The sequence below is a fragment of the Sporosarcina saromensis genome, assembly GCF_033253735.1.
In the GTDB taxonomy this organism is placed as follows: Bacteria; Bacillota; Bacilli; order Bacillales_A; family Planococcaceae; genus Sporosarcina; species Sporosarcina saromensis.
Window position 1 is genome coordinate 1 of record NZ_JAUBDI010000016.1, and the last position, 26,562, is coordinate 26,562.

General features: G+C 39.9%; 26 protein-coding genes and 2 pseudogenes. 6 read left to right on the forward strand and 22 right to left on the reverse strand.

Going from position 1 to position 26,562, the window contains the following annotated elements:
* Nucleotides 1–209: 209 nt before the first annotated feature.
* The gene (locus QT711_RS14330; protein WP_317945340.1) at nt 210–581 is read left to right on the forward strand and encodes a hypothetical protein; all 372 of its coding nucleotides are present in this window, start codon (nt 210–212) and stop codon (nt 579–581) included.
* 110 nt (nt 582–691) lie between these two features.
* On the opposite strand, the gene QT711_RS14335 is transcribed toward QT711_RS14330, so the two are convergent.
* From QT711_RS14335 to QT711_RS14370, 9 genes and pseudogenes are all read right to left on the reverse strand, one after another.
* Entirely contained in the window at nt 692–1,369 is a 678-nt protein-coding gene (locus tag QT711_RS14335; protein WP_317945342.1) for a hypothetical protein, read from the reverse strand.
* 2 nt (nt 1,370–1,371) lie between these two features.
* Nucleotides 1,372–1,701: a hypothetical protein gene (locus QT711_RS14340; protein WP_317945344.1), complete on the reverse strand. Its 330-nt coding sequence runs from the start codon at nt 1,699–1,701 to the stop codon at nt 1,372–1,374.
* Nucleotides 1,702–1,716: 15 nt separating this feature from the next.
* A complete protein-coding gene (locus tag QT711_RS14345) occupies nt 1,717–2,682 on the reverse strand; it encodes a ParA family protein (RefSeq protein ID WP_317945346.1) in 966 nt (321 codons plus the stop codon).
* A gap of 146 nt (nt 2,683–2,828) precedes the next feature.
* Complete coding sequence (locus tag QT711_RS14350) at nt 2,829–3,542, reverse strand: OLD family protein (RefSeq protein ID WP_317945348.1); 714 nt, start codon at nt 3,540–3,542, stop codon at nt 2,829–2,831.
* A 252-nt stretch (nt 3,543–3,794) separates the two neighbouring features.
* Nucleotides 3,795–6,956: a type I restriction endonuclease subunit R gene (locus tag QT711_RS14355; protein ID WP_317945349.1), complete on the reverse strand. Its 3,162-nt coding sequence runs from the start codon at nt 6,954–6,956 to the stop codon at nt 3,795–3,797.
* 29 nt (nt 6,957–6,985) lie between these two features.
* Nucleotides 6,986–7,609 (reverse strand): annotated as a pseudogene (locus tag QT711_RS19600) (restriction endonuclease subunit S); the annotation flags it as partial.
* A gap of 84 nt (nt 7,610–7,693) precedes the next feature.
* Nucleotides 7,694–8,239, reverse strand: a pseudogene (locus QT711_RS19605) (restriction endonuclease subunit S); the annotation flags it as partial.
* Entirely contained in the window at nt 8,229–9,821 is a 1,593-nt protein-coding gene (locus QT711_RS14365) for a type I restriction-modification system subunit M (protein WP_317945351.1), read from the reverse strand. The gene QT711_RS14365 and the pseudogene QT711_RS19605, both read right to left, overlap by 11 nt.
* A 455-nt stretch (nt 9,822–10,276) precedes the next feature.
* Entirely contained in the window at nt 10,277–10,972 is a 696-nt protein-coding gene (locus tag QT711_RS14370; RefSeq protein WP_317945352.1) for a recombinase family protein, read from the reverse strand.
* Between the two features lie 403 nt (nt 10,973–11,375).
* Between QT711_RS14370 and QT711_RS14375 the strand changes: the two genes are divergently transcribed.
* Nucleotides 11,376–11,825 carry a hypothetical protein gene (locus QT711_RS14375; RefSeq protein WP_317945354.1) on the forward strand — a complete coding sequence of 150 codons (450 nt, stop codon included), beginning with the start codon at nt 11,376–11,378 and terminating at the stop codon, nt 11,823–11,825.
* Between the two features lie 393 nt (nt 11,826–12,218).
* On the opposite strand, the gene QT711_RS14380 is transcribed toward QT711_RS14375, so the two are convergent.
* From QT711_RS14380 to QT711_RS14405, 6 genes are all read right to left on the reverse strand, one after another.
* Nucleotides 12,219–12,989, reverse strand: a complete 771-nt coding sequence (locus QT711_RS14380; protein WP_317945356.1) for a DUF1829 domain-containing protein — start codon at nt 12,987–12,989, stop codon at nt 12,219–12,221.
* Nucleotides 12,990–13,534: 545 nt separating this feature from the next.
* Nucleotides 13,535–14,119 (reverse strand): PIN domain-containing protein, encoded by a 585-nt coding sequence (locus QT711_RS14385; RefSeq protein ID WP_317945358.1) that lies wholly within the window; start codon nt 14,117–14,119, stop codon nt 13,535–13,537.
* A 23-nt stretch (nt 14,120–14,142) separates the two neighbouring features.
* Nucleotides 14,143–14,613, reverse strand: a complete 471-nt coding sequence (locus tag QT711_RS14390) for a helix-turn-helix domain-containing protein (RefSeq protein WP_317945360.1) — start codon at nt 14,611–14,613, stop codon at nt 14,143–14,145.
* A 202-nt stretch (nt 14,614–14,815) separates the two neighbouring features.
* Nucleotides 14,816–15,256, reverse strand: coding sequence for a hypothetical protein (locus tag QT711_RS14395; protein WP_317945362.1), 441 nt, complete (start codon nt 15,254–15,256; stop codon nt 14,816–14,818).
* Entirely contained in the window at nt 15,249–16,484 is a 1,236-nt protein-coding gene (locus QT711_RS14400; protein WP_317945364.1) for a replicative DNA helicase, read from the reverse strand. The genes QT711_RS14395 and QT711_RS14400 overlap by 8 nt, the downstream gene beginning before the upstream one ends.
* Nucleotides 16,481–16,993, reverse strand: coding sequence for a hypothetical protein (locus QT711_RS14405; RefSeq protein WP_317945366.1), 513 nt, complete (start codon nt 16,991–16,993; stop codon nt 16,481–16,483). The genes QT711_RS14400 and QT711_RS14405 overlap by 4 nt, the downstream gene beginning before the upstream one ends.
* A gap of 496 nt (nt 16,994–17,489) precedes the next feature.
* Between QT711_RS14405 and QT711_RS14410 the strand changes: the two genes are divergently transcribed.
* Nucleotides 17,490–18,125: a 2OG-Fe(II) oxygenase gene (locus tag QT711_RS14410; RefSeq protein WP_317945368.1), complete on the forward strand. Its 636-nt coding sequence runs from the start codon at nt 17,490–17,492 to the stop codon at nt 18,123–18,125.
* An 833-nt stretch (nt 18,126–18,958) separates the two neighbouring features.
* Here the strand turns inward: QT711_RS14410 and QT711_RS14415 are convergent.
* The 3 genes from QT711_RS14415 to QT711_RS14425 form a co-directional block, all read right to left on the reverse strand.
* Nucleotides 18,959–19,261: a hypothetical protein gene (locus QT711_RS14415; RefSeq protein WP_317945370.1), complete on the reverse strand. Its 303-nt coding sequence runs from the start codon at nt 19,259–19,261 to the stop codon at nt 18,959–18,961.
* A gap of 8 nt (nt 19,262–19,269) precedes the next feature.
* Nucleotides 19,270–19,596, reverse strand: coding sequence for a hypothetical protein (locus QT711_RS14420; RefSeq protein ID WP_317945372.1), 327 nt, complete (start codon nt 19,594–19,596; stop codon nt 19,270–19,272).
* A 1,286-nt stretch (nt 19,597–20,882) separates the two neighbouring features.
* Entirely contained in the window at nt 20,883–21,521 is a 639-nt protein-coding gene (locus QT711_RS14425) for a FusB/FusC family EF-G-binding protein (protein WP_317945374.1), read from the reverse strand.
* A 481-nt stretch (nt 21,522–22,002) separates the two neighbouring features.
* On the opposite strand from QT711_RS14425, the gene QT711_RS14430 reads away from it, so the two are divergent.
* Nucleotides 22,003–22,707 carry a DUF5694 domain-containing protein gene (locus QT711_RS14430; RefSeq protein WP_317945376.1) on the forward strand — a complete coding sequence of 235 codons (705 nt, stop codon included), beginning with the start codon at nt 22,003–22,005 and terminating at the stop codon, nt 22,705–22,707.
* Between the two features lie 256 nt (nt 22,708–22,963).
* Here the strand turns inward: QT711_RS14430 and QT711_RS14435 are convergent, their stop codons facing one another.
* Nucleotides 22,964–23,257: a helix-turn-helix domain-containing protein gene (locus QT711_RS14435; RefSeq protein ID WP_317945378.1), complete on the reverse strand. Its 294-nt coding sequence runs from the start codon at nt 23,255–23,257 to the stop codon at nt 22,964–22,966.
* 338 nt (nt 23,258–23,595) lie between these two features.
* Between QT711_RS14435 and QT711_RS14440 the strand changes: the two genes are divergently transcribed.
* Complete coding sequence (locus QT711_RS14440; protein ID WP_317945380.1) at nt 23,596–23,736, forward strand: hypothetical protein; 141 nt, start codon at nt 23,596–23,598, stop codon at nt 23,734–23,736.
* A 5-nt stretch (nt 23,737–23,741) separates the two neighbouring features.
* Nucleotides 23,742–23,915: a hypothetical protein gene (locus QT711_RS14445; protein WP_317945382.1), complete on the forward strand. Its 174-nt coding sequence runs from the start codon at nt 23,742–23,744 to the stop codon at nt 23,913–23,915.
* Between the two features lie 310 nt (nt 23,916–24,225).
* Here QT711_RS14445 and QT711_RS14450 read toward each other — a convergent pair whose 3' ends face one another.
* From QT711_RS14450 to QT711_RS14460, 3 genes are all read right to left on the reverse strand, one after another.
* Nucleotides 24,226–25,209: a ring-cleaving dioxygenase gene (locus tag QT711_RS14450; protein ID WP_317945384.1), complete on the reverse strand. Its 984-nt coding sequence runs from the start codon at nt 25,207–25,209 to the stop codon at nt 24,226–24,228.
* Nucleotides 25,210–25,674: 465 nt separating this feature from the next.
* Nucleotides 25,675–25,998, reverse strand: coding sequence for a hypothetical protein (locus tag QT711_RS14455; protein WP_317945386.1), 324 nt, complete (start codon nt 25,996–25,998; stop codon nt 25,675–25,677).
* A 105-nt stretch (nt 25,999–26,103) separates the two neighbouring features.
* Nucleotides 26,104–26,508, reverse strand: a complete 405-nt coding sequence (locus QT711_RS14460; protein ID WP_398296206.1) for a GNAT family N-acetyltransferase — start codon at nt 26,506–26,508, stop codon at nt 26,104–26,106.
* Between the last annotated feature and the right edge of the window lie 54 nt (nt 26,509–26,562).

The following is a 26,562-nucleotide window of genomic DNA, read 5'->3' on the forward strand; positions in this document are numbered from 1 at the left end:
AATTAGGGTTTACACTTTTCATGGCTTACTCCTTTTTGTAGTGTAAGGGAACTGATTTAGTCGTCGCTTCCTTACCTACATTAGGAGTTTTTTTGTCGTTCTTCAAGTCTTTTATTCTATTTTATATATATATCATCTATTTTTTTACTGTGGTGCAACGCTAGTGGGCACCTGTTCTTAACCGTACCGGCATGAACAAGAGCTAAAAGATGGTCTTGCTGAAATACATGCTTTCAAGGGGGCCTGCTGACTGGTACAAGCCGGTCACTGCAAAGGAAGCGGCACCTTTCTTTCATGCCTATCTGATAGAGAAACCGTATCGGAGGGATGCGGATCTATCGGACAAGCAAGGCATTGCACTGCATACCTACAATGAAGCCGGAATGGCAAGGCTCATTGAAAGGATGCCGATGACGAAATGGAGTGGTTCGTCTAAGGGATTGATTTGGTTCGAGGATGGAGTGTTTGTACCTCAGCTGGATGTCGCAAAAGAGCATGAAAGGATTTTGTTTGAGTGGGTGAAGGAGATTTGTCAGTATCGGTTGCATTGGTATTTTGAGAGGAAGTGGCTGATTAGCTAAGTGGTATATGAAAGTGGGCCAGGTTCTAATAGTACTCGAAATTACATGAGAACCTGGCATCAAAAGTAATATCCAACCAGCGTTTCTTCTCAGCCTCTCGGCGACGTGTATCAACAATTAACTATTATCTTCTGTAAGTAATTGTTACCCATTAAATACTTTAACAACACCTTACTTCTATGAAAAGCAGCATCAATATCATCAAGATTGTTTATTAAGAATAAGTAATTTAAAATATTTATCAAGTCTATAAATTGGGCAATTTGACTTTTTCTTTTTCTTTTTCCTAAACTCGCTTTAAACTCAATAGACTCCTGGAAATTTGTAACTAAATAACCTGATAACTCCGGGCCGCCATGTATATAAGAGCATGCTATTTTATACTCATTCATTATTTTACCATAATCTGTTTCATTAATTTGATTATTACTTTTTAAGTCTAAAAATGATTTTCTAGTAACATGAGACTGATTTTCATCGTTAACCTCTATTAATCTAATATAATTTTCAATAATAGATCTTTGATTCAAATAATAATATCTTATTTCTTGTTTAATATCATTTATTAATAAAGAATACAAATCAGAAACTAGAACATTTGCGAAATATGTTTTTGGATAAGCAATTAAAATTTTTTTAAAAAACAATATTTGTTTTGCTATAAATCTATAAAAGTTTACATCACTATCATTAATGTCTCTGCCATTAATCTCCCTCGAATATATTTTAATATAGTTCATTAGTTCATCGACTTCTGCCTTTACCTCATCTACTTCTACAAACTTCATTCTTATAACCATCCATCAAATATATTTTTTTCATTATCTTTAAACTCAATTTTTTGATCAACATATTTATACAATCTTTTCTTATATATTAAATAGTTCTCTTCACTACACTTCTCAATATAACGTACTGTTCTAGCAAGGATCAACGTCCGTGATGCCATAACATAATCTTTAAACTCTAGATTAAAAACGTATTTCAGAAAATCTTTCATGTCATTATTTTTCTTATATAATTCATTTGAAAGAATTATTTGAGATACAATCCCCAATAGCTTATAGCGAGAGGGTCTTGTTGATTTTAACTCGTTTTTAAATAAAACTAGTTCTTTCATAAAGAGCGCCTCCCATTAACTATGTACTTTTAAGTTCTCTATTTTCATCATAATCTCGTAGGTAATAGCCTGTATGTCTTCAAGTGAAGATTTGTATCTTGTTGGTAAAGTGCCGCTTAAACCATATTGAATATGATTAACGACGTGAATTACTGAATCGAAAATATCTAAATTATTCACTGTCTTTTTTGATTCGAAGTCATCTTTAATTTTTTGTTGTTTGGAATTTAAATTTTTATTTATCATAGTATAAATTATCCCTAAACATTTCAAAGGGATGCCTTCATCATCTATCAAATTACTTATTGCAGTTTGAAGCGAATCAATACCAATTATTGAGTATCTATCAATTCTATTAGGAATTAAATAAAAGTCAGAAGCTAATAAAGCACTATCTGTATAGATGGTTAACGTCGGTGGACAATCAATTAAAATAAAGTCATACTCTTTTCTTAGTTCATTGTTAGCAATGAAGTTTTTCAATCTTTTAACTAGAGATGAGTCACTACTTTTATTCGCCAAAACTAAATTCAAATCTCCGCATATTAAGTCTAAATTCTCTTTAACATTAATTATTAATTCTTCAGCTTTCGGCATTTCAAACCTGTGGCTAACATCCAACTTGGGTTTAAATAGTTGGAAAATACTTTTATTCTCACTCAGCATCTTACTATAAAATGTTTCTTCCGCTTCATCCTCTTCAGTCATTTCTTCTTCAGAATAATTAACAGGTATAACCAATTCGGTCTGTTCATCATCAATAATTTCAATCTCATCAGCATTACTTAATTTCTGTTGCTTCTTTTCTTTATATGCATCTAATAAAGAATGAGTTGCATTAAATTGAGGATCTATATCTACCATTAAAACTTTTTTACCTTCGTATCGTGCCAAATAATCGGCGATTCCTATACTTAAGGTTGTTTTTCCCACTCCACCCTTCATATTAATAAAAGAAATTACCATACCATCTCTCAACATAAAAAGACCTCCCATTGCTATCATTATATAAATTAGAACAAAATTACTCATACAGCAACGAATATTACTGTACCGGGCGAAAACACTGCTCTATGGAGAACGCATAAAAACGTTAAGGTTAATAATTAATAACATAACTTTAATAATCATAAGAATCTATTGAATAGCCGGCTCCAAAAATTCTCTACTTCACTTGTTATATGCTTGGAGAAGCGAGGATTCAAAATGTTTATTTTTACTTGACGTGCTAAATCCACCTTCCATCCGCGAGGTAAATCAATCCCGTTCTCTATAAAAAAAATTTCAATTTGTGGTAATATTGCGTTCGTGTCATCATACTTATCATAGAAGTCAGCTTCTATTCCCCGGGAAAATGATAATACGAACCTTTCAACTAACTCATAAGGAATTAAATCTTCAACCTCTGAACTTTCAATGCCCAACACATCTTCTATTTCAATAACTTTCGATGGAAAGTCTTTGTAGAGATCTTTTAGCAAACTTTGTTTCATTCCCTTTCCCGAAGAATCAGAATCAATTAAAATAAGAGGTAATTCCTCATCTTTTCCAGATAGCAGACTTGATAAAGGACGAATACCTTTCACCCCTCCGGAAGGTACAAATACTATTTCTTCTTTGGGCTGAAATAAACCTCTATTAATTAAGTAGTTTTTTATACCGTTTAAATAGTATTGGTCAGAAGGTCCTTCTACAATGACTGTTTTACAACCCTGTAGAAGTATATCGGAAACACTTAAGCCCAATGCAGCGTGAACGGCATAGACAGATGTATTTTTATTTGAATGAATATCTGCTGCCCGTAAATCATTTGATGCAACCGTTCTTCCATTTTCATCCAAATATACAACCTTAACTCTATCAACATTTCCGGTGTCAACTTAGTGACGGTGCCTGTGTCAGAAACATTCATGTTAATTCATTTGTATGGATATGCAGTCAATAATACAAACACATCAACTACAATAGCCCAGTTTTATCTATATACAATTGTAGTGAATTAACTGAATTCAACTTGGCACAGGCACCTGTTTTTTACCCTCCAGTAATTTTCCTAGAGGGTTCGTTGTAAGTATCTAAATCACTTTTCTAACCTACCGCAACTCATCCCCATAAGGCACAATCTCCTCATTCAACACCTGCAGCCATTCCCGCTTCATCTGCGGGCCATATTTCAACGGCTTTGCACCCGGATTTATCTCTTTATACTTATCAAACTGTTTACTGTCGAGGATTGCGCCGATGTTCGGGATTGTGTCGGATCCAGGTACGTATTGGATGGCTGAAAGATGGAGCTGGTCTTCGTTTACAAACCATGTACTCGATAAGTTTTCAATTGCACTTTCATAAGCATTTGTAAAATAGCGTCGTTTGACGGCTAAGATATCTTCCTGTGTATCGATTTTACCTTCGTCGATATCGTTTAGAATTGTTTCATAAACAATCTTTGCCGCTGCTGGTTTGTTCAATTTAGCCAGCGCTTTTTCTATCTCTCCACGAGTATCCTGATTATGCGCTGTATACGTTTCTAGTAGACGGTCGATGTAAGTAGAGTCGATATCATAGAGCTTTGTCGTATTGTCTCCATAAAACTCAATTTCAGAAAAATCCGGTTGAGCTTCTTCCCCATCACCCTCTTCTTCCATCAAGGAACCCTTAACAGTGTTATACACACCAAGGTAGTTTTCCAACGTTTTGACTTGTTCCTGCAAAACTTTGGACGTTTCCATGTCATCGTTGTAGTCATCATAGGTTACAAGGGCTTCGTAGGCGTTATTCAGCTCTTGGAAGGCTTTCACAAATTCAACGCGCTGCTCCAACGGTGAATGTTCATCAATCTTTTCCAAGTTGGGAACGACTGTCGTCAATGTTTTATGGGCTGCCTTAAACCGTTTTTTTGACTTGTCGTAGGACGGATAGACGAGCGCTGTTTCTTCCTGTGCCTGTGAATATAGCTTAGTTGCGTCTTCTACGTTTTTTTCCATTGTCGCTGGCTTTCGGAAGGTTACGATTAAACCTTTTGTCTTGCCAGGGAAAGTCCGGTTCGTCCGTGAGAAAGCTTGGATTAAATTTGCGTAACTGAGATTACGGTCGACAAATAAAGTCTGTACTGTCGGTGCATCAAAGCCTGTTAGCAGCCGGTCCACAACGATGACCAAGTCGACTTGTTTGCCGAACTCTTTGAACTCCGCCCGCTTTCGTGCCAGCCTGTTGTTGATATCTCCGTTGTAACGTTCGATGTCTTCTATCGACCAAGCTGTGCCATAATATTCATTGTAATCCTTTATGATTTCCTTCATTTCATCCTGTGACTGTTTGGAATCCTCTTCGTTCTCCTGGAGCGAGTAGGTAATAGCGATACGAGGAAAATCCGGATCGTCCATTGTACGCCCCGTCCGAATCGGATGTCCGGCGAATTCCTTAGCCATCCAATCTGGATCTGCCGTCATCTTTTTAATGGCATGGTAATAGCATTTCGCCATATCAATGGAGCTCGTCGTCAAGATCGCTGATTTCTGTGGTCGTCCATTTTGGAAGTCGAATTTTGTGTAAGCATTATCCGGGCGGAAAATCTTGTGAAGCACTTTTTGGATATGCTCTTCACTTTCATAGCTTGACGAATCGATATAGCTTTCCTTTTCAAACTGCTCCATCTTATCAATCAGATCATTCAATTCATCGTCTGTGACGCTTGCGTACTTCTCTTTCTGCCGTAATTGCTCAAAGATATAGTTATCAAGTGATGTAGGTTCGATTGTATCTTCATGCTCCACTTGAAAGCCTAGAACTGAGCCATCTTCCAACGCGTTCTTAATGGTATATGTGTGGAGCACTTCACCGTATTGATCATGGGTTGTACGAGCGAGCCGGCCTTTCGCCTGCTTTTTATTTTGCTCAAATATCGGTGTTCCTGTGAAACCGAACCAAGTGGAATTAGGAAAGAACTTTTTGATCGCTTCCATTCCTTCTGCACTCAGTGCACGGTGGCATTCATCCACGACGAAAACAATATGCTGGCTGATTAGATTCTTAAAACGTTGCGTCCCCCGCTGTTCTTCCTGTCTTTCTGCATATCGAAGAGCAGCCTCCAACTTTTGCCGTGTCGTAATGATAACCGTATTGGAATTGGCACTTGATAGCAGCGTCTCACTTAATTCACGTGAGCTGCCTGTACCGACTATCAAACTATTTGACCTGGCAGTTCCGGATGAAATACCCGTATTGAATTCAGAAGCAAACTTCGTAAACTCGCTTGTCGTCTGATTGTCCAAGTCTTTGCGGTCAATGAGCATAACCGTGCGATCTACCCCCGGTTTACGGGCAAGCAGCTTCGTCGATACAAAACTCGTCAAAGTCTTCCCTGAGCCTGTTGCATGCCAAACGTATCCCGATTCATGCTTCATTGCTGACGTAAATAATGCTTCGATTGCGTGTATTTGATAGGGATGCAAAACCATCAGAACTTTATTGTCCTGATCCTCACTGACGATCGTATAGTTGGCAATGAGCCGGTGGGCATCCGGGATATTCAGTACTTGTTTAACGAATTCATAGAGGTTGTCCACTTTCCGGTTGTCAGTCGTGCGCCAGCTGAATACGAACTTCTTATGCAAGTCCTTCGGCATGGCATTCGCAAAATAACGCGTCGTCTGTTCATTTGAAATGACAAACAGCTGAAGCGTGGAAAAGATGTTATTTCGGAACATCCCTTCTTCCGCATATTTCTTAATCTGGTTGAATGCTTGGAACACTCCATCTTTCGCACTCACTTGTTTCAATTCAATTTGAACAATCGGGAGGCCGTTAATCAGCAGCGTGACGTCAAACCGACGATCCCGTCCATCGTCGCTGACTTTTTGCTTCGCAATCTGATGAACGACTTCATACGTCGATATCCCGCCACCGATGTCCTGGTTTGAGTAGAGAACGAGCGACAGAGAACCAAGCGAAACGTCTTCCCGCTCAATTGTAATGCGCGCAATACCATTCTCTCCTTTCAGCCACTTGGCTGCGTCAAAAGGTGTTTTCGTTTTAAGCAGCAATTCAGTCTTGATCGTTTCAAATTCTTGATCAGTGAGCGGTGTTTCCCCGATTTCCGACAAGTTGTTTTGCGTGATTTTCTTCCGCAAGTTATTCCACAAGTCTTCTTCCGACTTCAAATCCGGTCGGTAATTCCATTGGTTGTGTCCTTCGCCAAGAACGTCGATTAATCGGCGTTCCACTTCTAACTCATCTCTATGCTGAATCTTTGCCATGAGGCATCCTCCTTTCCAGCCATTTAGACAAACATCTTTTGTAGGAATGCTTTTTTGGTTTGTTGCAGGGCTTCAAGTTCTTTTTCTTTGAGTGTGATTGTGTCGGCAAGTTGATTAAAAAAATTACCGATCTGCTGCTGTTCTTCAAAACCAGGTATTTTATGCAGAGTGTCAAAAAAATCATTTACGCTTATATTTAGTAGTCCATGATTCCGCGCCCCTTCTACAGATATCATAGAAATTTCTTTGTGCCACGCACAGGATTCGAAATAGTGAGCTATAAAATCACTGGATACAGAGTTAACAGGTTTAAAACATATATACAAACTTGATAAAACACCCTTCTCCAACTTCTCAAGTCTTTTAACCGCACCAAATGGATATCCATTTGAATAACTCTTGTTATAAGCAAACTCTCCTTCATACAACAAATAGTATCCCTCTAGATTAGAACTAGCCACCGTTTTCTTGAAGAATGTTTCTTGATCAATTAGGCCATGCTGTGCAGATATCGTTAATGGAAGCGTTGATTCTAAGTGAGTATTTTTCCTGGTAACTCTTGTCACTATTTCTTTCAAACTCTTACGCTCCCATTCCCCACTAAACCCCGGAAACCGAACTTCCGGCACGGACTCGCCTTCTTTAGGAAACATCTTCTGCAAGAACCCTTGTTTTGTTTGTTTGAGGGTGGTTAGTTCTCGCTGATGAAGAGTGATGAGGTTGTCGAGTTGGTTGAAAAATGAACCGATTTTCCGCTGTTCTTCTATTGCGGGTCTAGCAATTGGAATCCCTAAATACTCGGAATGTCTAATATGAACCTGTGTTGACCCGTTCTTTTCTTGAGAAATTATTTTTCGGAAATTATCAGTATTCGAAAATGAAATCAAAAAGTTTTCATCTACATCGGAATCTATTATTAATCGATATACCCCTTGTGGCATTAAATATTTCTCGTTAGAACCGTTAAGTTTAACAACTCTCCCCATGTTTGGCGCTGTTGGAACCAAATCCCTTAGTGACGTGACCAATTCATTTTGAAACACACTCGAATTAGAATTCTTTTCGAAATATGCTTCATCGACATATTTACTACCTGATAAATCGGCAATTCCACTTGAATTAACAGCACCTTTAGGCACTGTAGCAACGCCATCTTCCCTATAATCATGAGGAGCAATTGAAGCCCCTCCATTCATTTTAATAATCAAATCCCCCAACTTCCGCTGTTCCCAAGCGTCAGAAAACCCTGGGAACCTAACTTCCGGCACACTTTTATTCCTCATGATTAAACACCTCTAATGCACCTTTAATCCATTCTGTATTTTCTTCGCCATATTCTAACGAAGAAATCATTTCATACAAGCTGGATTCAAGCCCTTCTTTTTCTTTTCGAATATCCTTCACCGTCTCACCGACAGCTGCCATATCAACCGGCTCTTCTTCTTCAAACGTATCAACATAGCGCGGGATGTTCAGGTTGAACTCATTCTCTTTAATTTCTTCGAAGCTTGCGACATGAGCGTACTTCTCAACACTTTCACGTTTCTTATAGGTTTCAACAACTTTATCAATGTTTTCTTGGGATAGCTTATTCTGATTCTTGCCTTTAACGAATTCCTGGCTTGCATCGATGAATAGCACATCACGTGTTGTACGATTTTTCTTTAGAATAATGACCGTTGTCGGAATGGATGTACCAAAGAAGAGGTTTGCCGGCATACCGATGACTGCGTCAATGCTGCCGTCTTCCAGTAACTTCTTCCGAATAACTCCTTCAGCAGCGCCGCGGAACAAGACACCGTGCGGCAAAACAATCGCCATTGTGCCGGAATCTTTCAAGTGATACAATCCGTGCAGTAAAAACGCAAAGTCCGCTTTCGATTTCGGCGCCAATCTTCCGTATCGGTTGAACCGGGAGTCATCCAAGAATGTGTCGTCTGATGACCATTTTGCTGAATAGGGTGGATTCATGAGTACCGCGTCGAATGTGTATGGCTCGTCAGTTGGCCAGTCTTTATTCAATGTATCACCATTGCTAAGACGCATGTCCTCCTTATCGACTCCATGCAGAATAAGGTTCATCTTTGCAAGATTAAAGGTCGTTGTGTTCAGTTCCTGTCCGTGATACTTGACGCTTTCAGGATGATTTATGTAATTCCGTATATTCAGCATGAGTGATCCAGACCCCATTGTTGGGTCATAAACGCTAAACAATTTCTTATCTTCCTGTCCCATTGCAGCAATCCTTGCCATCATGACCGAAACTTCATGAGGGGTGTAGAACTCTCCAGCCTTCTTCCCTGCTTCAGAAGCAAATTGGCTAATCAAGAACTCATATGCATCGCCGATAACATCGCCGCCATGCCCCAATAGATTAATTGGGTTCAGCTTTTTGATCACTTCTGTGATGGTAATGTTTCGCTGTTGGGCGTCTGATCCGAGTTTTTTAGAAGTCAGATCAACGTCATCAAACAAGCCGGTGAATTGGTCGTATTTTGTAGACAGGTCGATAAATGCTTTATTCAAATCATTCAGCTGAAACGTGTTTTGCTTTGCCTGGTCGGTCAGGACGTTGAACAAATAAGGCGGCTCGATATCATAACCCAGTGTATCGACCAACGTCTCAATCAAGTCAGCCTTTACATCTTCATCTGCCAAAAGTTCTGTATATAGATTGGTCTGCTTTTCAGCAGTATCGTATTCTTCTAGAGATTCATCCGCGATTTCAACTACTTTCACTAATAACCGGTCAGATAGGTACTTGTAAAAGATCAATCCCAGTAAGTAGTTTTTATACTCGGATGCATCCATTTTACTGCGCAGATTGTCCGCTGCGCTAAATAATCTAGAATTCAATTCAGCCATGTTGTTGCCCCCGTTTTTCTTACTTTATTTGTTTGCAAAGAAAGTATCTTCGTTGAAGAGCCTTCTCTCCTTACAAAATTAAATTTAATAGCCGTTAAGCCTATACTTATCATATCAATGAATGTGGATAGTCACAATACTTGGTATTACAGGATTGGGATTTAATTGAAAATCATCATAAAACATCTGTTAGACTTTCCAACGACTGCTTTCAAACGACATAAAAAGCTAAAATGACTAGTTCAAGTATTATTCGTCTAAAACCTTTGACTTACAAAAGAGCATTAAGCCGGACAAAAACCATGAGCAATAGGATAAGAATACTCATACAGTAACTAAGGTCCATTATTAGAAAGAAAAAACCGCCATCGCTAAAGGATGGACGGTCCTCAATTGGAAGTTAATTAATTTTCAAAACGTACTTTTGTAATTCTGTTGTGCCTATTATTTCTTTTTTAAGCGTCCTGTTCTGCACGATATTCTTTTAAACGTCTATAAAATGTTGCTTCGGATAGAATACTCTTGCCGTTAGCATCCAATCCGAATGCGTCGATAATTTCATGTACAGTCTTTGTACCGTTTGCTTCTTCGAACTCCATAACAGCTTTTCTGTATAGTTGTTTATTGACCTCTTTTCGACCGAATTTCACTCCGTTTGCCTTTGCTTGCTCGATTGCAGGACGTGTACGTTCTTGTATAAATGTGCTTTCAAGATTTGCCAAGAGGTCAATAACAGTTAACAGAACCTTCGTGCCAACTCCTTCATAATCGTCTTTAGATTTCCGAGTATCAATTCCACTTTCAATAACAACTAGAAAAATGCCAGCTTTCGTTAATTGTTCAATTGTGGAAATGACTTGAGAAACTGAACGCCCTAAACGGTCTAATTTATAAACAACTATCGTATCGCCTTTCGTAACACATTCCAGTAATTTCGTTAACTCTGTCAGTTTTGATTTGTCTCCAATGGATCCATTTTCGATAAATACATTGTCTTGAAGAACTCCGAATGCCCCCAACTCCATCAACTGTTCCGTTAAGTCTTGCTTGATAGTTGATTGCCTAGCATAGCCATACAAATTTCCCGTTTCTTCTGTTTCAGCCAATAACTGAATAGCCTTTGAGATTTCTTTATTTATTTTGATAGACATGTGAAGGTCTCCGATCTAATTTAACATTAAAAATCCATGCTAATAAATCCTATCAAACACTACACAGATTTGAAAATGGTGTAAAATGGATTTTATGATATGGGATTAGTTTATGCTTCTTTTATTTGTGTTAACTTATTCGTCGCCATTACTGTTGCATTGGCTGATAAGCTAATTAGTTGTCGATGTCTGTGCCTGAAACATCAATTCAATCATTATGAATAGTTAACAAGAAATAAATTCGAACTCACCAACTAATATCCTTAGCACTTATGTAAATGCAATTGTAACGAGTTAATTAAATTCACTTATCAAAAAGCAAAAAAGATCTCGAAATGGTCAAAATAACCTAGAAAGAATAATCTTGTCCTCCAATCATATACTTAAGAAAAGGAGGATTGACTTGGAACAATCTCACAGTGAAAGATTTAACATTCCACTTCTCACTATCCTGATAATATTTGCATTTATTCTGTTATTCTTTTCGGACTTGCTATCCAAACCAATTATATCGGAGATTAATGCGGGTATGCCGATAGTAGACTTAATGTTCAAATCTGATGATAAAATATCTTTTTTAAAACATCTTGTAATTCCACTACTATTATTAATAGCTGGTTTACTCTCAATTTTCGTCTCTATAAAGAAAATAGTAATTGAAGCTTTATTTGAGTCAGAAGAAACCCTCAACAAAATATTATTAATATTTTTAACTATAATTTTAATTATAGTATCAGTAAAAGCTTTACTTAACACATGGGCATTAGTCAAAATAGCATTGCTGTGTATGTTTGTAGTTTTTATGATTTTGGCAATTCTAGGAGCATTTCAAAATAACAATTCAAAAACATAAATGTTCACAACTTCCCTATCTTTGCATCAAGTACACTTCGCCCATATGGTCAAGTTTCGTCCATCTTGTGAATATTTATGTTAAACTTAGTGCAGTACAAAGAGACCGAACACGAAAACGTCCAGTCATTGCAACGGACATACTGCATGACCTGCGGTTGGCCGCTAATAGGTTTATTTTCACAGAAAGTAACTACCCTGCTTACTTGGACGTTAGCAGAGGATGGTTACTTTTTTTATTGGCCATATGCTAAGTTTGCACGAACGACGCTTCCATTTTGTGCGTTTTATGCAATTCTAGTGTATATACTGAATAGTCCCCTGCACAGCGCACACAAAAACCACCTACAAAAAAAACACTTTCAAAGCCCATTTCGGCACTTCAAAAGTGTCTCTATAGTATTCGCAAATCACCAACCCAATGATCCCGTTCTGACCAAGGAAGTACTTGGATCTGGTAGTTCGATAATGAGTTGTAGAATGTCTCGGATATCGGTTGGATGGAGTCATTGCCTAATACAATGAATTGCGAGTTCGGTTTCAACTCTTGTATATCTACAAACGATAACAAAGGTTGCTTGTAATTATCTGCTTTTGGATTGTTGATAGCTTTAATAATTTTTTCCTTTTTACCCCTTGCGGCAGGTATGACAAAGTCGAAGCTTTGATAGTTGCCCGATTTTCCGGTATAGCCGATATCGTCCGAGAAAAACACTTGGTTCTCTATAAAATAGTTGGAGACTTCTTCTGCAAAAATGCTGATGACAGTATTTCTTGCAGTCAGCAGCATATCCGAAACGCGCAGAAGGCATTGGATAAGGTTGTTCTGTTTTTTAGGATACTCGGATAGTGACTTGAAGGAGACGGAAAGTTCACCTGTAGCTCGATTATGTGTTACTCCAAAGATGCGAAGCGTCATGTCAAAGAAACTTTTACGCTTCTGCGAGCTGAAAATATCGATTCCTAGCATTTCCAATTCAGATAGGACGAAGCCATCGTCGGACAGACTGTATTCTTCCGCTCCGTTCCTCGTGAAGATGAGCTGTAGGAAGTCATGGTGTAAATCAAGGAATGGTGTCGTAATTAAAATAAAGTCTTCATGGTCCTCAAGCTGCAATTGGTTTTTATTCCAGCTGTCGTAGAGTAACTTCATTTCACTTATCATGGATGGCACTCCTTTCTGCTGATTAAAGACAAGTTAAGCACTGAAAAAATGCCTGTGTTCTTCTTTCGTTCATCCTTCGTCTCTATTGTGCTCATTATTCGTGGATAGTATCTATATTGTGGTAACCTTGATGTAGTATAAAAATTACCGGACGCGACAACATCCAGTCAGTACAACGGACATACCGCATAACCTGTGGTTGGCCGGTATTAGGGTTATTTTCACAGAAAGTAACTACCTGCTTACTTGGATGTTAGCGGAGGGTGTAAGCAGAAAGCCTTCGCCTGGCATGTTTGTTCAAACGGCTTAAGGACACTTAATTTTGCACCAAAAAATCGTAACCCGTAAGCAGTGGATGGATTTATTAGTTACAGGTAAGGACAGTTGCCAAAGGTAAGGGAAGCGGACAGCATACCAATCAATCGGAAGATGGTTAAGTTGTCCCTAATGTTGTTGCGAGGGAAATGAAAAGACTAGTGAGTGTTGTAGCTTTCATAGGAAGAAAAAATAAAAACGCTCAGATATAAATGCCGCTCCTAGCGTTTTTACTGTTGATCTATTTGAAAGAAATCGTTTAACAATCCTTTAAAAACTAAATCCGCATGAATTTTATCATATCCATCTTTAGGGATTGTAACGAACACATTTTCTTTCATATCGTAAAGACGTTGTTCGTTCTGCGGAAATAACAGAGGGTATAGCAAGAAGTCTTTGACGTTTGCAGTAACCAAAATACTGTCTTCGTCATATGCCGCATACAGTATTCTCGCGTCCGATACTCCGCCATACTCCATTTTATCAATACTTATCTCTTGCTTAAAATTTGAACGTACATAAGCAGACATCATTCGAATTTGATGTTCAATTTCGATAGTGACACGATCTGGTAGATTGTCTTGACAATATTCAAGTAATAAGGAGATTTTACTGTTTTCTTTGTCCGATAATGTAAACGATTGAACCTCGAGTTCCCGAATGACTTCTTTTGGTACGAGAAGTACAGCATCCCCATCTCCTATTTCATGTAAAACATGCTTCCAAAAAGCTTTGGCAGCCCATCGTAAATCTGGATTGGCATATTTACTTGTTTCATGTCTGAAAACGTTTGTATCAAGTGTATATTGTCTCAAGTCTCCCCTTATCCCCCCGACATTTACTCCTGATCATATAAGTAATCCAGCATATTATTCGCAATGTTGACGGATTGTTTTTTTATCCTTGCTCTTTTTTCTATAAACTTATCCCAATTCGGCTTACCAATAAATTGTTCTGTATCAAGCCTCCATTTTCCACTTCCTTGTAGCGTTTGGTGACCACGGAGTTTTCCATCGGCACAGTATCTGCGAACCATTTGAGGAGTAATTTCAAGAATTTCAGACGCATCGCGTACTGTAATGAAATCGGGAATATTGAACTGTGTACGGAGAACGTTAAAAGCTTCTATCTTTTCTTGTTCACTTAGCGCTTGATAAAGCCTTTCTTTTTCTCTCTCAAGCTCTTCTTGTAGCATCATTATTTTGACGAAATCCTTTGCATTCTGACTCTCCAAAGTTTGTTCTTCATTAGGTTGCAGTTTAAATCCATCAAGAATTGCCGGCATAATCTCCACCTCTTTCACCTCCATTATACAATAAGGAAATTAAACAATAAAGAAATAAACGAAATAAACGAAACTTTTTGTATTAGTATATACCCTAACCTAAAAATACATACACAATGATTTCAAAGAAGTGTAATTTACAAAACAATAACTTAGCAAAAAAAGTAGGTCGTTCTTCTGAACGCATTACCTTTCCATACAAGAATGCTGTTTTACACATTTTCAATCACCTCCCCACCTCCCCCACCCAACAAGGAAACTCCACCGTCTTCCGTTTCATATCCCGTATCACCCGGTGCTTCCCTGTCTCCTCGCAATACAACGACGTATCCATTTCATGCGGGGCTTCCATGATACGCTCGACACGGTAGCCGTACATTTTGTAGTGTTGCGCTCTTGCTTCGTTTTCTTCATGTGCCAAGTACAGCGCCTGCCGGTTTTGTTGCACGGGAATCTTGAACAGCTTAACGGTGCACAGTTGCAAGTAGTTTATGTCCATCCATTTCCTGATGATGTCGTAGTCAAGGAGGGGGTATGGTAGGCTGCTTGATGGGTCGTCGAGTTGGACGAGTCCTTTTTGGAGGGCGTAGTAGATGGCGTGTGCGACGAAAGATCCGTCGAGTTTGATGGCGTCCGCGAGTTCTTCTTTGATCGTTAGTTTAGGCATTGCCGATGACCTCCCCTGTGAATTTGTTGTACATGGCGACGGCGGTGCCGACCGGGCCGTTGCGGTTTTTGGAGACGATGAGTTCCATTGTTAAATCGTTTTCATTCTTCGAGTAGTAGGCGTCGCGGTACAGGAAGAGGATGACGTCTGCGTCTTCTTCGATGGAGCCGGATTCGCGCAAGTCGGACATGAGTGGACGTTTGTCGTGTCGTTGTTCGACGGCGCGGCTAAGCTGGGCGAGTGTGATGACGGGACAGTTAAATTCGCGGGCCATCGCTTTTAAGTCTTTCGTAATTTTGGACACTTGCAAGTGCATACTGCTGCTTTTGTCCTCCGAATGAATTAACGTCAAGTAGTCGATGAAAATGATCGGTTTCTTGTCCGGGTACGTATTGATCATTTTGCGGACGTTCATGCGGATTTCCGCGACGGTCTGTTTGCTGCGGTCGAAGAAGTGCATATTCGATTCCGCAAGTCGGCCGACAGTACGTGGCCAGTCGGTTTTCTGTTTGTCGTTCATCATCGTGTATGGATCGCGCATACGGATGCGGGAGAATCTCCCCGTTGACGCAAGCAGGCGATCTCGTAAACTCGTGGCGGACATTTCAAGCGAAAAGATGAGCGGCAGCCGGTTTGTCCAGCCGGCGTGCTTTGCGATATGCAGCATAATGTCCGATTTTCCCATACTTGGCCGTGCCGCGATAATCGTCAGCTCCCCGTCTTTGAAGCCGTCCGTCATCGTATCGAGCGCCCCGATTCCGGCTTTCGCCCCTTCCGCGATTTCTTTTTTGATGTACGGGTCCTCATAGACGTCCGCTAGCAAGGCACTCAAAGAGGCATAATCGCACACGCGGTTGTCAAGCAGCGCGTCCAATCCATTCATAATGCGGTCAATCGGCCAGTTTTCTTGTATGGCGATGTGCAGCACATTGCGCGTTTCCCGTTCCCGCCATGCATCGAGCATGACGGTCACATGGTCATCGAACGTCGGGAGATGCGCATAGTCCGCCAACTCCCGAACATAGTTTGCCCCTCCGATATCTTGCGGATGGAACGTCGTCAACAACGTGATGAAGTCGACCGCCTTCCCACTCGCTCGCAACTCCTTCATCGACTGAAAAATCATCTTGTGGACAGGATCTGCGAAATGCGAGACGGACAAATTCGCATCCGTAATGAGGTAGTTTTCTTTCATCATCGAGCCAAGTACCGCTTTTTCTGCCATCATAGCGCTTCCCCCTTCGTTAAATCGAGTTGGTATTCCTGCACTGGATTCGCGTACGCGAAAGACCTTATTCTTTTATTCTTATAGTGCTTATAGTGCTTATAGTTCTTCTTAGTTGTTACCGCTTTGTTTGTACCTTGTTGATCGGTTGTTAGGTTTGTTGTTTCGGCATGCTCGTATTGCTGATAATCGTCCCAATTGACAATGGTGATGAGCCGGTTTTCGTTTGTTGACTCGTTTGTTAGAAATCCGTACTTCTCCAAACGCTTCAGCGCTGTCCGGATTTGCTGGACGCTAATGTTTTTTCCACATTCCTCTTGAAGCGACGCCAGTGACGTAATCGTCTGACCGGCACGCACCGTATACACCTTCCCCTTCCACTCCCATTGCCGATATTCATAATTCGCCATAGAGAGCAACGTCATGAGTACTACTTTCTGTTCAGGCGTCGAGCCTGTCCAAATCGGTTTCTTCCAAAGAACGCGATGTGTTTTGAACCAACCTTTACCCATCTGAATCCTCTACCTTTTTTTGTTATGAACTGAACAGTGCTTTCATCTATTACATAGAGCCCTACTTCCGAAAAGGATACATCGTTGTGAAAATAATTTTTATTTCGCGTTTGTTTGCTGCATTGACATTGCGTAATTTGGGGTAAAAAGAGGTTGTGGAAGATGCTTGCGGGTGGAATGAAATATGTTTATGTTCGCGTGCGCTGCGGACGTTTTTTTTATAATTTTTTCGTTTCGTAGCTGCCGTGCGTTTGTTTTTTTCAATCGCGATTCAAAGAAAAAACGCACGAAAATTTCGCCCGCAAAAACAGTTCCATTGGCCTACCCTTTGTACAAAAAAAGTAATTTACGATACGGTTTTCTACGTGCTACAATATATTGAATTTACTTCCAAAAGGATGTGTGAACCGGACGAGAGAGGACCGTTATTAGCTGTATATAATTTGCCCGAGTACGTTTTTGTTTTACAAAGTAAACAATTAAGAGGTGTTGGAAGTTGATAGCGGAGAATAGAGAGCAGACGATTTTCGGTCATGTTGGCAAGAAGATCGTGACAGATAGAGAGATTGACATTATTGCAAGAATCGATGAGCCGTTGGTTGTTGTGTTAGGGAATATGTTGAGTGAGGAAGAGTGTGATGAACTGATCCGTTTGTCGGCGGATGGGTTGAAGCGTTCTAAGATTGGAACGACACGCGAGGAGAATGAGGTCCGGACGAGTAGTAGCACGTTCATTGACGAGACGGAAAATGTTGTTGTTGCGCGAATTGAAAAGCGCATTGAAGCGGTGATGAATATCCCGATTGCGCATGGTGAGGGGCTGCAGATTCTTCGGTATACGCCGGGGCAGCAATATAAGGCGCACCATGATTTCTTTTCGGCGAAGAGCAACGTGACGAATAATCGGATTAGTACGCTTGTGATGTATTTGAATGATGTGGAGCAAGGCGGCGAGACGTTTTTCCCGCATTTGAATTTTTCCGTTGCGCCGCGTAAAGGGATGGCGGTGTACTTCGAGTATTTCTACAATGATCCGGCGTTGAATGATTTGACGTTACACGGCGGTGCGCCTGTGGAGATTGGCGAGAAGTGGGTCGCGACGCAGTGGATGCGGAAGCAGCGGGTACGGTAAGTAAGGCACTTAAGGGGACTTTTGCGCTGTGCTTGGTTGCGCGGTTGATTAGGGGATTATGAGGGATTGTTTAAGGTGAAGGATGCGTTTTTTCACTGGAATGTTGTGGAGTGACTTTGAATGTGTGTTTATGATGTGGGAGGTTGCTTTTTTACGGGTGCGTGTCGTTAAAGGTGGGTTCTTGACGCGGCAGGCTCCTTTTTCAGGGGTTGCGCGTCGTTAAAGGTGGGTTCTTGACGCGGCAGGCTCCTTTTTCACGGATTGCGCGTCATTAAACGTGACTTATCGACGCGGGAGACTCCTTTTTCACAGTTCGCGCGTCATTAAACGTGACTTATTGACGCGGGAGACTCCTTTTTCAGGGATCGCGCGTCATTAAACGTAACTTATCGACGCGGCAAGCTCCTTTTTCATGAATTGCGCGTCATTAAACGTGACTTATTGACACGACAAGCTCCTTTTTCACGGAGCGCGCGTCATTAAAGGTGGGTTCTTGACACGGTAGACTCCTATTTCATGGTTCGCGCGTCATTAAACGTGACTTATCGACGCGATGGACTCCTATTTCATGGTTCGCGCGTCATTAAACGTGACTTATTGACGCGGGAGACTCCTTTTTCACGGATCGCGCGTCATTAAACGTGACTTATCGACGCGGCAAGCTCCTTTTTCACGGATTTCGCGTCATTAAACATGACTTATCGACGCGGCAGGCTCCTATCATGCGCAGATACCATTATAAAACAGGCAAGACGCATATCACACGGCTTGCCTGTTTTACTTATTTATCTAGTGCGGATGACATGGCACTTTTATCAGGCATTTCATTCAGACTACTCCTCTACGATCTCTTCAACATGCGTCACGGTATAGTTTTCATCCACGCCAACTTTGTAAGCTAGCACATCGCCTGTCTTTTTCACTTCGATTTGGATAGCATAGTATTTTTCCTCAGGTAGATACTCAACTTGTTTTCTATCCAATCTATCCACATTCACCTCATACTTTTCACTGACAGTTAATAGGACATGATGATAGGCTGCTGCCTTTTGTTGTTGGCGGTGGAAATGATGATGGCTAATGAATAAACCCGTTAGGCACAGCAGAATGTTGACGCTTAGTATGATTTTTTTCATCGTTCCACTCATCGCTCCCCGGATTGCTGTTTACGATAATCTCTTGTTTGATCATAAAAATGAGAAACAAGATGGGCATTTGCCATCCTGACTTCACTGGCAAACTCCTCTTTTGAAACATTCGATTGCATGGTGATCTCATAAACGCCCATACCTCTCCTATATGTTACGTCAAGTAGCTCTATTTCTCCTTCATCCAGTCCATATTTGTTGGCTGTGTATTGTAATGCGTACGTTGAAGCAATTGTTTCTCGGGCATGATTTTTGATGTAACTGTATCCGCTTATACACACAACCAGACAAATCAACACGTTGTAAATGATGAATCTTTTCAATCTTATTGTCCTCACTCCTCCGTTCTTCGGGTTTTGCATACCCTAATAATATCGTTAAAAATTGTGCTTCGGTTAAGTCGTCCATTGGCTTTAAATACTTTCGCTCATTGACAACGGTGCCATTAGTTCAATGTGAAGTTGAATATCCGTTGGTCTTGGATTTTCATCATCGTTTTAAGAACCCGCCTGATACAGACACACTATGATTTAATTGTACCAAAAAAACAAATATTGGAGATATTTCGGATGAAAAACCTATTAAATTCATGGATTTTAATGCAAAGTGTTTACATCCTAAAAGAGAATTCTCTCTTTTAGGATGTATTCTCATTCATACAAGTGTTAATCTTTTATGTAAGCACAGGAGCCATAAAAAGGTAGAGGAGGGGAACCGTCCTGCGAAAACGTTTAACTATTATATTGCTTTTATTATTAATACCGCTACCGTTTCTATATGATATAACACCGTCACTTCAAGGACTTATTTCATTTTTGTTCGTTTTAATTGTAGGTTGCTTGTTCTGGACTGCATTGGACTTCAGAAAGATTAAAAATCGAGATAAGAAAGAGCTATTTAGATTAATTTTACTATTGTTCCTTTTTTTCATTTCTATTTATATCTTTTATTTCGCTGAATTATAGGTTAGAAAATAATAATGAATTTGTCTACTATGATGTGAAAGAACCCAAAGTCACGACTAACTATTTTTTGGACACTAAAGTCCAGACTAACTGTTAATTAGGACAGCAATGATCAGAACTTTTATAGGTAAGCTCTAGTTATAGATCATACTAAAACAACAGTCCTAACTTTCGTGTCCAAACTGTCTGGACTTTGGTGTCCTTAAATAAAGATTGATATCGGAAGGATAGGGGGAAGAGATAAGTATAAAGCATTAATAGAGATGGTCTTTCTTTGGGAATGCAGCTAACCCCTTTTGTTGTAATTTCACGCCATCGGGATCGATCATTGGCATGAACCATATTGTTGTTTCGTCGAGTACTATTTTGACGTCATATCCTTAAATGGATTGGTTCGTCTCATAAGCTGCTACGTATTTATTTACAAGTCTATTTTTTATAATGGAAGTTAACCACTATGAATTAACAGATTCTCTTTAACAAGAGTTCTATTAATACATAAAAAAACACCCATCCTTTAGAAGCCGCGGCTCAAGGATGGATGTTTCTTATAGTAGAATACCGTTTTGAGGTTTTGTGTGCCGCGTACCTTTATTCGGCAATCCCCACATCTAGGTTGACTACTTCGTTCTGATAACCACTTTCTATTTCATGTTTTCTACAAAATCATGTAGTTTTTCTAAGGTAAGCAAGTGATGGTTGCAATTCTCTGCATCTTTGCAAATATAGTTCCCTTTTTTCGTGTATGTGCCGATTGCTTCCCCTTTTGTTTTCGTCATAAAAAGGATGACAGTAGTGAGACGGTTGCAAATCGCACATATTTGTTTGATCTGAGACTCTTCGTAAGTACCTGCAAGGCCAATGAAGCCCTTGTTGGCTGGCGCGACAATGTATCTCTTTTTCGTTCCGATATCGTCAAAACTGAGATACGTCATTTTTGTATAGTCCAGGCCTACTTTAGGCAATTTCAACTTTTTCACTTTCGGAAAGAGCTTTTTCATACGCTGTTCCGAAGGTTCATTGAACGGAATGATATACGGTTCTAGCTCGAGAAGAAATTGTTCCGCTGCTTCTTTTTCCGCAATATTCTCCATACCATTCAACATTTCTTTTTGTTCATTCGATAACTCTGTAAACAATTCATCTACTCTCTCAATGGAGAGCGATTCGAGAGCACCAATAACGTGTTGATCATTCACGGTTGCATGGCCATACACGAGTTGATGGACTTGTCTTTTAATAAAATTATATTGGTCGTTTCGTATAAAACGTTCGTTAGTCATCATGTCAGCTCCTTCGTATTTGTGGGTTGCAACAATGCGCAAAGCCACAATTGTAGAAATGGAGAAGCTTCTTTCGCAAGCGATTAGTCTTTCATTCGCCCCATGCAAAGTATCGCCACTTCAGAAATCGGCTTTGCATGAGTCTTTTTAGAAGCTGGCAATGCCATTAAAATTGCCATCTTCACAACACCTCCTACTGTAATACGCCAATTATCATACCGCTTTCTGTAGCTCAAAACAAGGAATTTCTAAAGTGGCTGTGTCTCATTAAATTTTGTATAGTCAATAGAATTGTATATGAATAATAAGACAAACATTTAGTTTAATCAGCCTCGAGACCTATTTGAGAATCATCTCCAGGTCCATTACCAGAAAATCACTAGTGTTATAAGATGATAATATCCAATACTCGAATGAGTGAAAGTAAATGGATTGGGAGTAAGTGTATGAAAAAGGGGCAACTATTAAAGGAGGAATTGTATTGAAACAGGAAAAAGCGAAAGTTCTTGTACTTGGAAGTTTTCATATGGCTGAATATGAGGGGCTAGATTCAGAAAAAAGACAAAGAGAAATAGAGGAATTAGTGTCCAAAGTTGAAAAGTTTAACCCGACAAAGATTGCAGTTGAAATGGTTCCAGAGGATAGTGAATTTTGTAACGAACAATTTATTAAGTATAAACAAGGTACTTACAAACTTCCAATAAATGAAATATACCAAGTCGCCTTTCGGCTAGGATTGAAGCTGCAACATGATCAGATTTATCCGACTGATTGGATGGGCCATGCAGATATGAGTTATGGGGAAGTTGTGAAGTGGGCGGAAGAAAATCAACCCGAACTTCTAAAGGAAATATATGAAGAGCTCGTGGCCCCTGAATTGTCGGACGATAAAAGTGTAATAGACTACTACAAAGAACTAAACGATCCCGCCATAGTTAACAATGTACAAAAACTTCATTTGAATATTGCACGCATTGGTGATTTAGATAATTATATTGGTATGAACTGGTTAAGTTGGTGGTATAAAAGAAATCTAATAATGTTTGCAAATTTAACCCGTCTTATTGATTCTGAAGAAGAACGTATTTTATTCCTTGTAGGTGTGGGGCACTCTTCGATTGTTACAAATTTTATTCAAGAAAGTGAACTTTGCGAGGTTGTCCAACCTCTTAGTTATCTGTCCTGAGTTAAACGGATAAACCTGAACTAGGCGTGATTGTCTACAAGCGTCTATTCAACTAACGGGTGCGTTTAAGGAAGAACGTAGATCCGTCATTTGACGGTCTTTTTTTCGTGTGAAAAGCTGACTAGACTGCAGAGCGAAAAACGTGGGGATTCGTCAACGGGTAACTGTTTATCTGACCAAGGGGAGGAATTTAAGAAGTTGACGAATTTCGCAAAACCCGAAATGTTTTTCACTCAGTGGTAATGGTAAGGCGGGCTTATAAATGAAACTCATCAACTTCTCCTCCCTCTTGTGCTTTTTTTCGAACTTGTGCTAGTTCATTTTTCATTTCTCTGGCTTGATCTAGGCTTACGTTAAAATATTGTTTCGGTATCCTCCAATGTCCACCTTCTTTTCGTGTTGCATCTGGAAACTTTCCAGCATCACACATTCTTCTAATGGTCTGATCAGATACATGCAAGATTTCAAAAAGCCGCTTACCTTCAACAATACAGAAGATAAGCGGCTTTTCCCTATTAGAGACACGTGCAGAAGACAGTTCAAATTGCATGAGTCACCCCTAGCAATGGTTAAAGCTGTCGTATTAAGTGTTGGGTGCCTGTGCACAATTGAATTCAGTCAATTCACTACAATTGCATATTTACTAAAATGCAAATGTGTATGTAGTATATTCATCTATTTTAATTGCATAACTATTCATTTGAGCTGAATAAACGTGAATGTTTCTTGCACAGGCACGGACACAAGTATCCGTAGTGATTCATACTACCCAAGGAGGAAAAGCTACAAGCAGACTAAATGCCAAGTGAATTTTCCCAACATGTACTATATTTACAATTAACTAGTTGTGTTATAAGGTTTAGATACTATGAAATAGGAGGAAACAAAATGGTTAAAATTTGCAGGTCTTTACTTTCAAGCGTTGCTACATTTACTTTATTTTTACTTGCTTCACTTGCAGCATTAGCATCCAACAAAGGCATGACAAAAGTACACGATTTTGAAACGAACTTTCTCTCGGGATACTAGATGATATGGATATGAATAAAGTATTGAGAATTTTATTTTGCATTGTATTTTTAATCTCTGCCGTTTGTTTAATTATAGTATTTCAAGAGGATTATGTTGCAGATGCTCTTTTGGCAAGGGCTTTGCCTTTATCTATTATTATCGGATTCACCGCAATAGCTGCTACTAAATCCGATTAAATCATCCTTCAAATTTTGACGAAACAGCTACCTGCTCTTACTTTTCAGAAGTGAGGAGGTAGCTGTTTTGAATCCTGTTCAAATACTCCTCAACTTAGCAGAACCGTACAGGAATACATGTTTCAATGAATAATTTCCCTCTTATGAAATTGATTTACAAATCTACAAAGAAATCAGCGCTCAACGCTCTCATAAAGTAATCTATATTTCATAAGCACAGGAAGGCTTTTTGAAATACAAAAAAACTACCTACACCAAATCCTGTAATTGGCTGCAGGTAGTTTTAATTTATTCACACTAAAATGCTCTATTACAAGTATTCTTTTTCAATCGTCCGCGTACTTCGAACCGTGTCAATCGGACGAACCATTGCTTCGATTTGTTCTCGCTTGCCTTCCAGGAATGGCGGTAATGATAAGCTTTCGCCAACTGTTTCGTACGGCTCATCTCCCATGAAGCCAGGGCCGTCCGTTGCCCATTCGAACAAAATGCCAGGTGCAACGCGGACATAGATGGATTCGAAAAAGAATCGATCGACGTAGCCTGATGTTGGGAAGCCAAACTTTCGCATACGGTCATTCCACTCGTCCAACACACTTGCATCTTCTACGCGGAATGCCGCATGATGTACGGTTCCGAATCCTTGTTGTCCATTCGGTAACAGCGTGTTATGTTCCACGATGACTTGTGCACCATTTCCGCCTTCTCCGACTTCGAATAAATGCAGCGAACCTTCTTTTGCGATTTCTTTAAATTCCATCGCCGTTTCCAATACTTTTTTAAAGTAATCAAAATCCGCAATGCGTATGTGAATCGGCCCTAAACCGGTAATCGCAAACTCTAAAGGAACCGGCCCGTTTTGCCACGGCGTTCCCGCAGCCACCCCTTCGTTCTCCTCATCCGAAACCAACATATACTGTTGCTCATCAAAGTCGATGAACGAAATTGTTTTCTTGCCGAACACTTCCTGGATGCCACTATTTTGCACTTCAAATTTTTCAAAACGCTTCACCCAATAATCCAATGCTGCATCCGATGGTACACGAAATGCCGTTTTGTAGATTTCGTTTGTTCCATGCGTTCCTTTTGGGATGCCCGGGAAGTCAAAAAATGTCATATCCGTACCCGCGGATCCTTTATCATCCGCAAAAAATAAATGATACGTCTGAATATCGTCTTGGTTCACCGTCTTTTTCACTAGGCGCATGCCTAATGTATAGGTGAAAAAATCATAGTTTTTTTCCGCACTGCTCGTAATAGCAGTGACATGGTGAATTCCTTTAATTCCGTTCATATGATGTCTCTCCTTTAATCTTGTAATTTATCTTGAATTCAAGGTATATGAATAAAAAAATTTACGAATGTTGGTATGTTGTTAAGTGAAATACGAAATAATATCTCGAATTCAAGATAATAATACCACAAAGTATTTTTAATTTCAAACGGCCAGTTTCGCTATCCGCTTTACATGATACTTGCATCATTCAACTATATCCAGACTACCGTAAGTTTAAACAGATTAAATTCACTGTGTATGCCAAAACACAAGTTAGCACGAGTTTAACTGATTCATACACTCACGGGTTTTCAATTAATTCAAGCGCACCTGACTGTAATCATCGTATTTCACTCTTAACATGACAAGAAACGTCTTTACACGTACACACATCGTTAAAAATCGTTGATTCCCCTACGACCATCGCCAAAATCCGCCCAATCGTCAGCTTGCACGGAAGCTGGCAACTGCGCGGAACGGGATTCAACTAGTTCTTTTCTCCATACTTTCAATTCTTTTTGTCAATTGTTCAATTTGTTTTTGCAGGGCTTCGACTTGTTTTGATTGATCATCTGCTTCTTTTAATTCCTTTGCTTCCTGTGCACTTTCGATTTCGGCTTGTTGAAGGGCCATACCCGCAGCAATTGCAGAAAGCCCGTCGCCTAATACTGAAAAAATTGAACCGAGTAGCGCAATTCTCGCCGCATACACTTCAGAGGAAACTGGAATTAGGTCTCTTCCTTTTTCATTCCCCTCATCCATCCATTCATACACATCCTTTATTCCCTCGCTATACCATAATTTCATTTACTAGTAGCGTACGAAACATGGAGTAAAAATGTGCGTTTTATATGTAGTGATTTGTGAAGAGAGATTGTTTGTTATACTGCTGAACTTCCCTAACCCATGCAGTTAACGTAACGTCAACTTCATCCCTTCATGAGATGCTTGAAAGCCTAATCGTTCATAAAAACGAATTGCGTCTTTCCGCTCTTTATCCGTTGTTAACTGGGTGAGCAGGCAACCGCGATCTTTTGCCCGTTGAATGACCCACTTTATCAAAGCTGTTCCTATCCCTTTTCCACGAACACTTGAGCAAGTTCTGACGCCTTCGATTGTTGCGCGCCATCCACCTTGTCGAGTTAGATGGGGAGTGAATGTGATTTGTTGGACGCCAATAACTTTATTTCCAAGATAGGCAACGACTAATTCGTTGTTGGGATCTGCTTCAATCGCACGAAATGCTTCCCGATATACTTCCGGTAATGGCAATTCGAATTGTTCCCGTGTGGCACCTAGTTTGTCATCCGCCAGCATTTCAACAATTCGTTCCAAATCTCGCTCAATTGCTAATCGAAATTCCACTTCATT

Coding starts and splice junctions, on each gene's coding strand:
- QT711_RS14330 (WP_317945340.1), top strand. CDS start 210: ATGGTCTTGCTGAAATACATGCTTTCAAGGGGGCCTGCTGACTGGTAC.
- QT711_RS14335 (WP_317945342.1), bottom strand. CDS start 1,369: ATGAAGTTTGTAGAAGTAGATGAGGTAAAGGCAGAAGTCGATGAACTA.
- QT711_RS14340 (WP_317945344.1), bottom strand. CDS start 1,701: ATGAAAGAACTAGTTTTATTTAAAAACGAGTTAAAATCAACAAGACCC.
- QT711_RS14345 (WP_317945346.1), bottom strand. CDS start 2,682: ATGTTGAGAGATGGTATGGTAATTTCTTTTATTAATATGAAGGGTGGA.
- QT711_RS14355 (WP_317945349.1), bottom strand. CDS start 6,956: ATGGCAAAGATTCAGCATAGAGATGAGTTAGAAGTGGAACGCCGATTA.
- QT711_RS14365 (WP_317945351.1), bottom strand. CDS start 9,821: ATGGCTGAATTGAATTCTAGATTATTTAGCGCAGCGGACAATCTGCGC.
- QT711_RS14370 (WP_317945352.1), bottom strand. CDS start 10,972: ATGTCTATCAAAATAAATAAAGAAATCTCAAAGGCTATTCAGTTATTG.
- QT711_RS14380 (WP_317945356.1), bottom strand. CDS start 12,989: ATGATAAGTGAAATGAAGTTACTCTACGACAGCTGGAATAAAAACCAA.
- QT711_RS14390 (WP_317945360.1), bottom strand. CDS start 14,613: ATGGAGGTGAAAGAGGTGGAGATTATGCCGGCAATTCTTGATGGATTT.
- QT711_RS14395 (WP_317945362.1), bottom strand. CDS start 15,256: ATGCCTAAACTAACGATCAAAGAAGAACTCGCGGACGCCATCAAACTC.
- QT711_RS14400 (WP_317945364.1), bottom strand. CDS start 16,484: ATGATGGCAGAAAAAGCGGTACTTGGCTCGATGATGAAAGAAAACTAC.
- QT711_RS14405 (WP_317945366.1), bottom strand. CDS start 16,993: ATGGGTAAAGGTTGGTTCAAAACACATCGCGTTCTTTGGAAGAAACCG.
- QT711_RS14415 (WP_317945370.1), bottom strand. CDS start 19,261: ATGAAAAAAATCATACTAAGCGTCAACATTCTGCTGTGCCTAACGGGT.
- QT711_RS14425 (WP_317945374.1), bottom strand. CDS start 21,521: ATGACTAACGAACGTTTTATACGAAACGACCAATATAATTTTATTAAA.
- QT711_RS14435 (WP_317945378.1), bottom strand. CDS start 23,257: ATGCAATTTGAACTGTCTTCTGCACGTGTCTCTAATAGGGAAAAGCCG.
- QT711_RS14440 (WP_317945380.1), top strand. CDS start 23,596: ATGGTTAAAATTTGCAGGTCTTTACTTTCAAGCGTTGCTACATTTACT.
- QT711_RS14445 (WP_317945382.1), top strand. CDS start 23,742: ATGGATATGAATAAAGTATTGAGAATTTTATTTTGCATTGTATTTTTA.
- QT711_RS14450 (WP_317945384.1), bottom strand. CDS start 25,209: ATGAACGGAATTAAAGGAATTCACCATGTCACTGCTATTACGAGCAGT.
- QT711_RS14455 (WP_317945386.1), bottom strand. CDS start 25,998: ATGAAATTATGGTATAGCGAGGGAATAAAGGATGTGTATGAATGGATG.
- QT711_RS14460 (WP_398296206.1), bottom strand. CDS start 26,508: ATGCTGGCGGATGACAAACTAGGTGCCACACGGGAACAATTCGAATTG.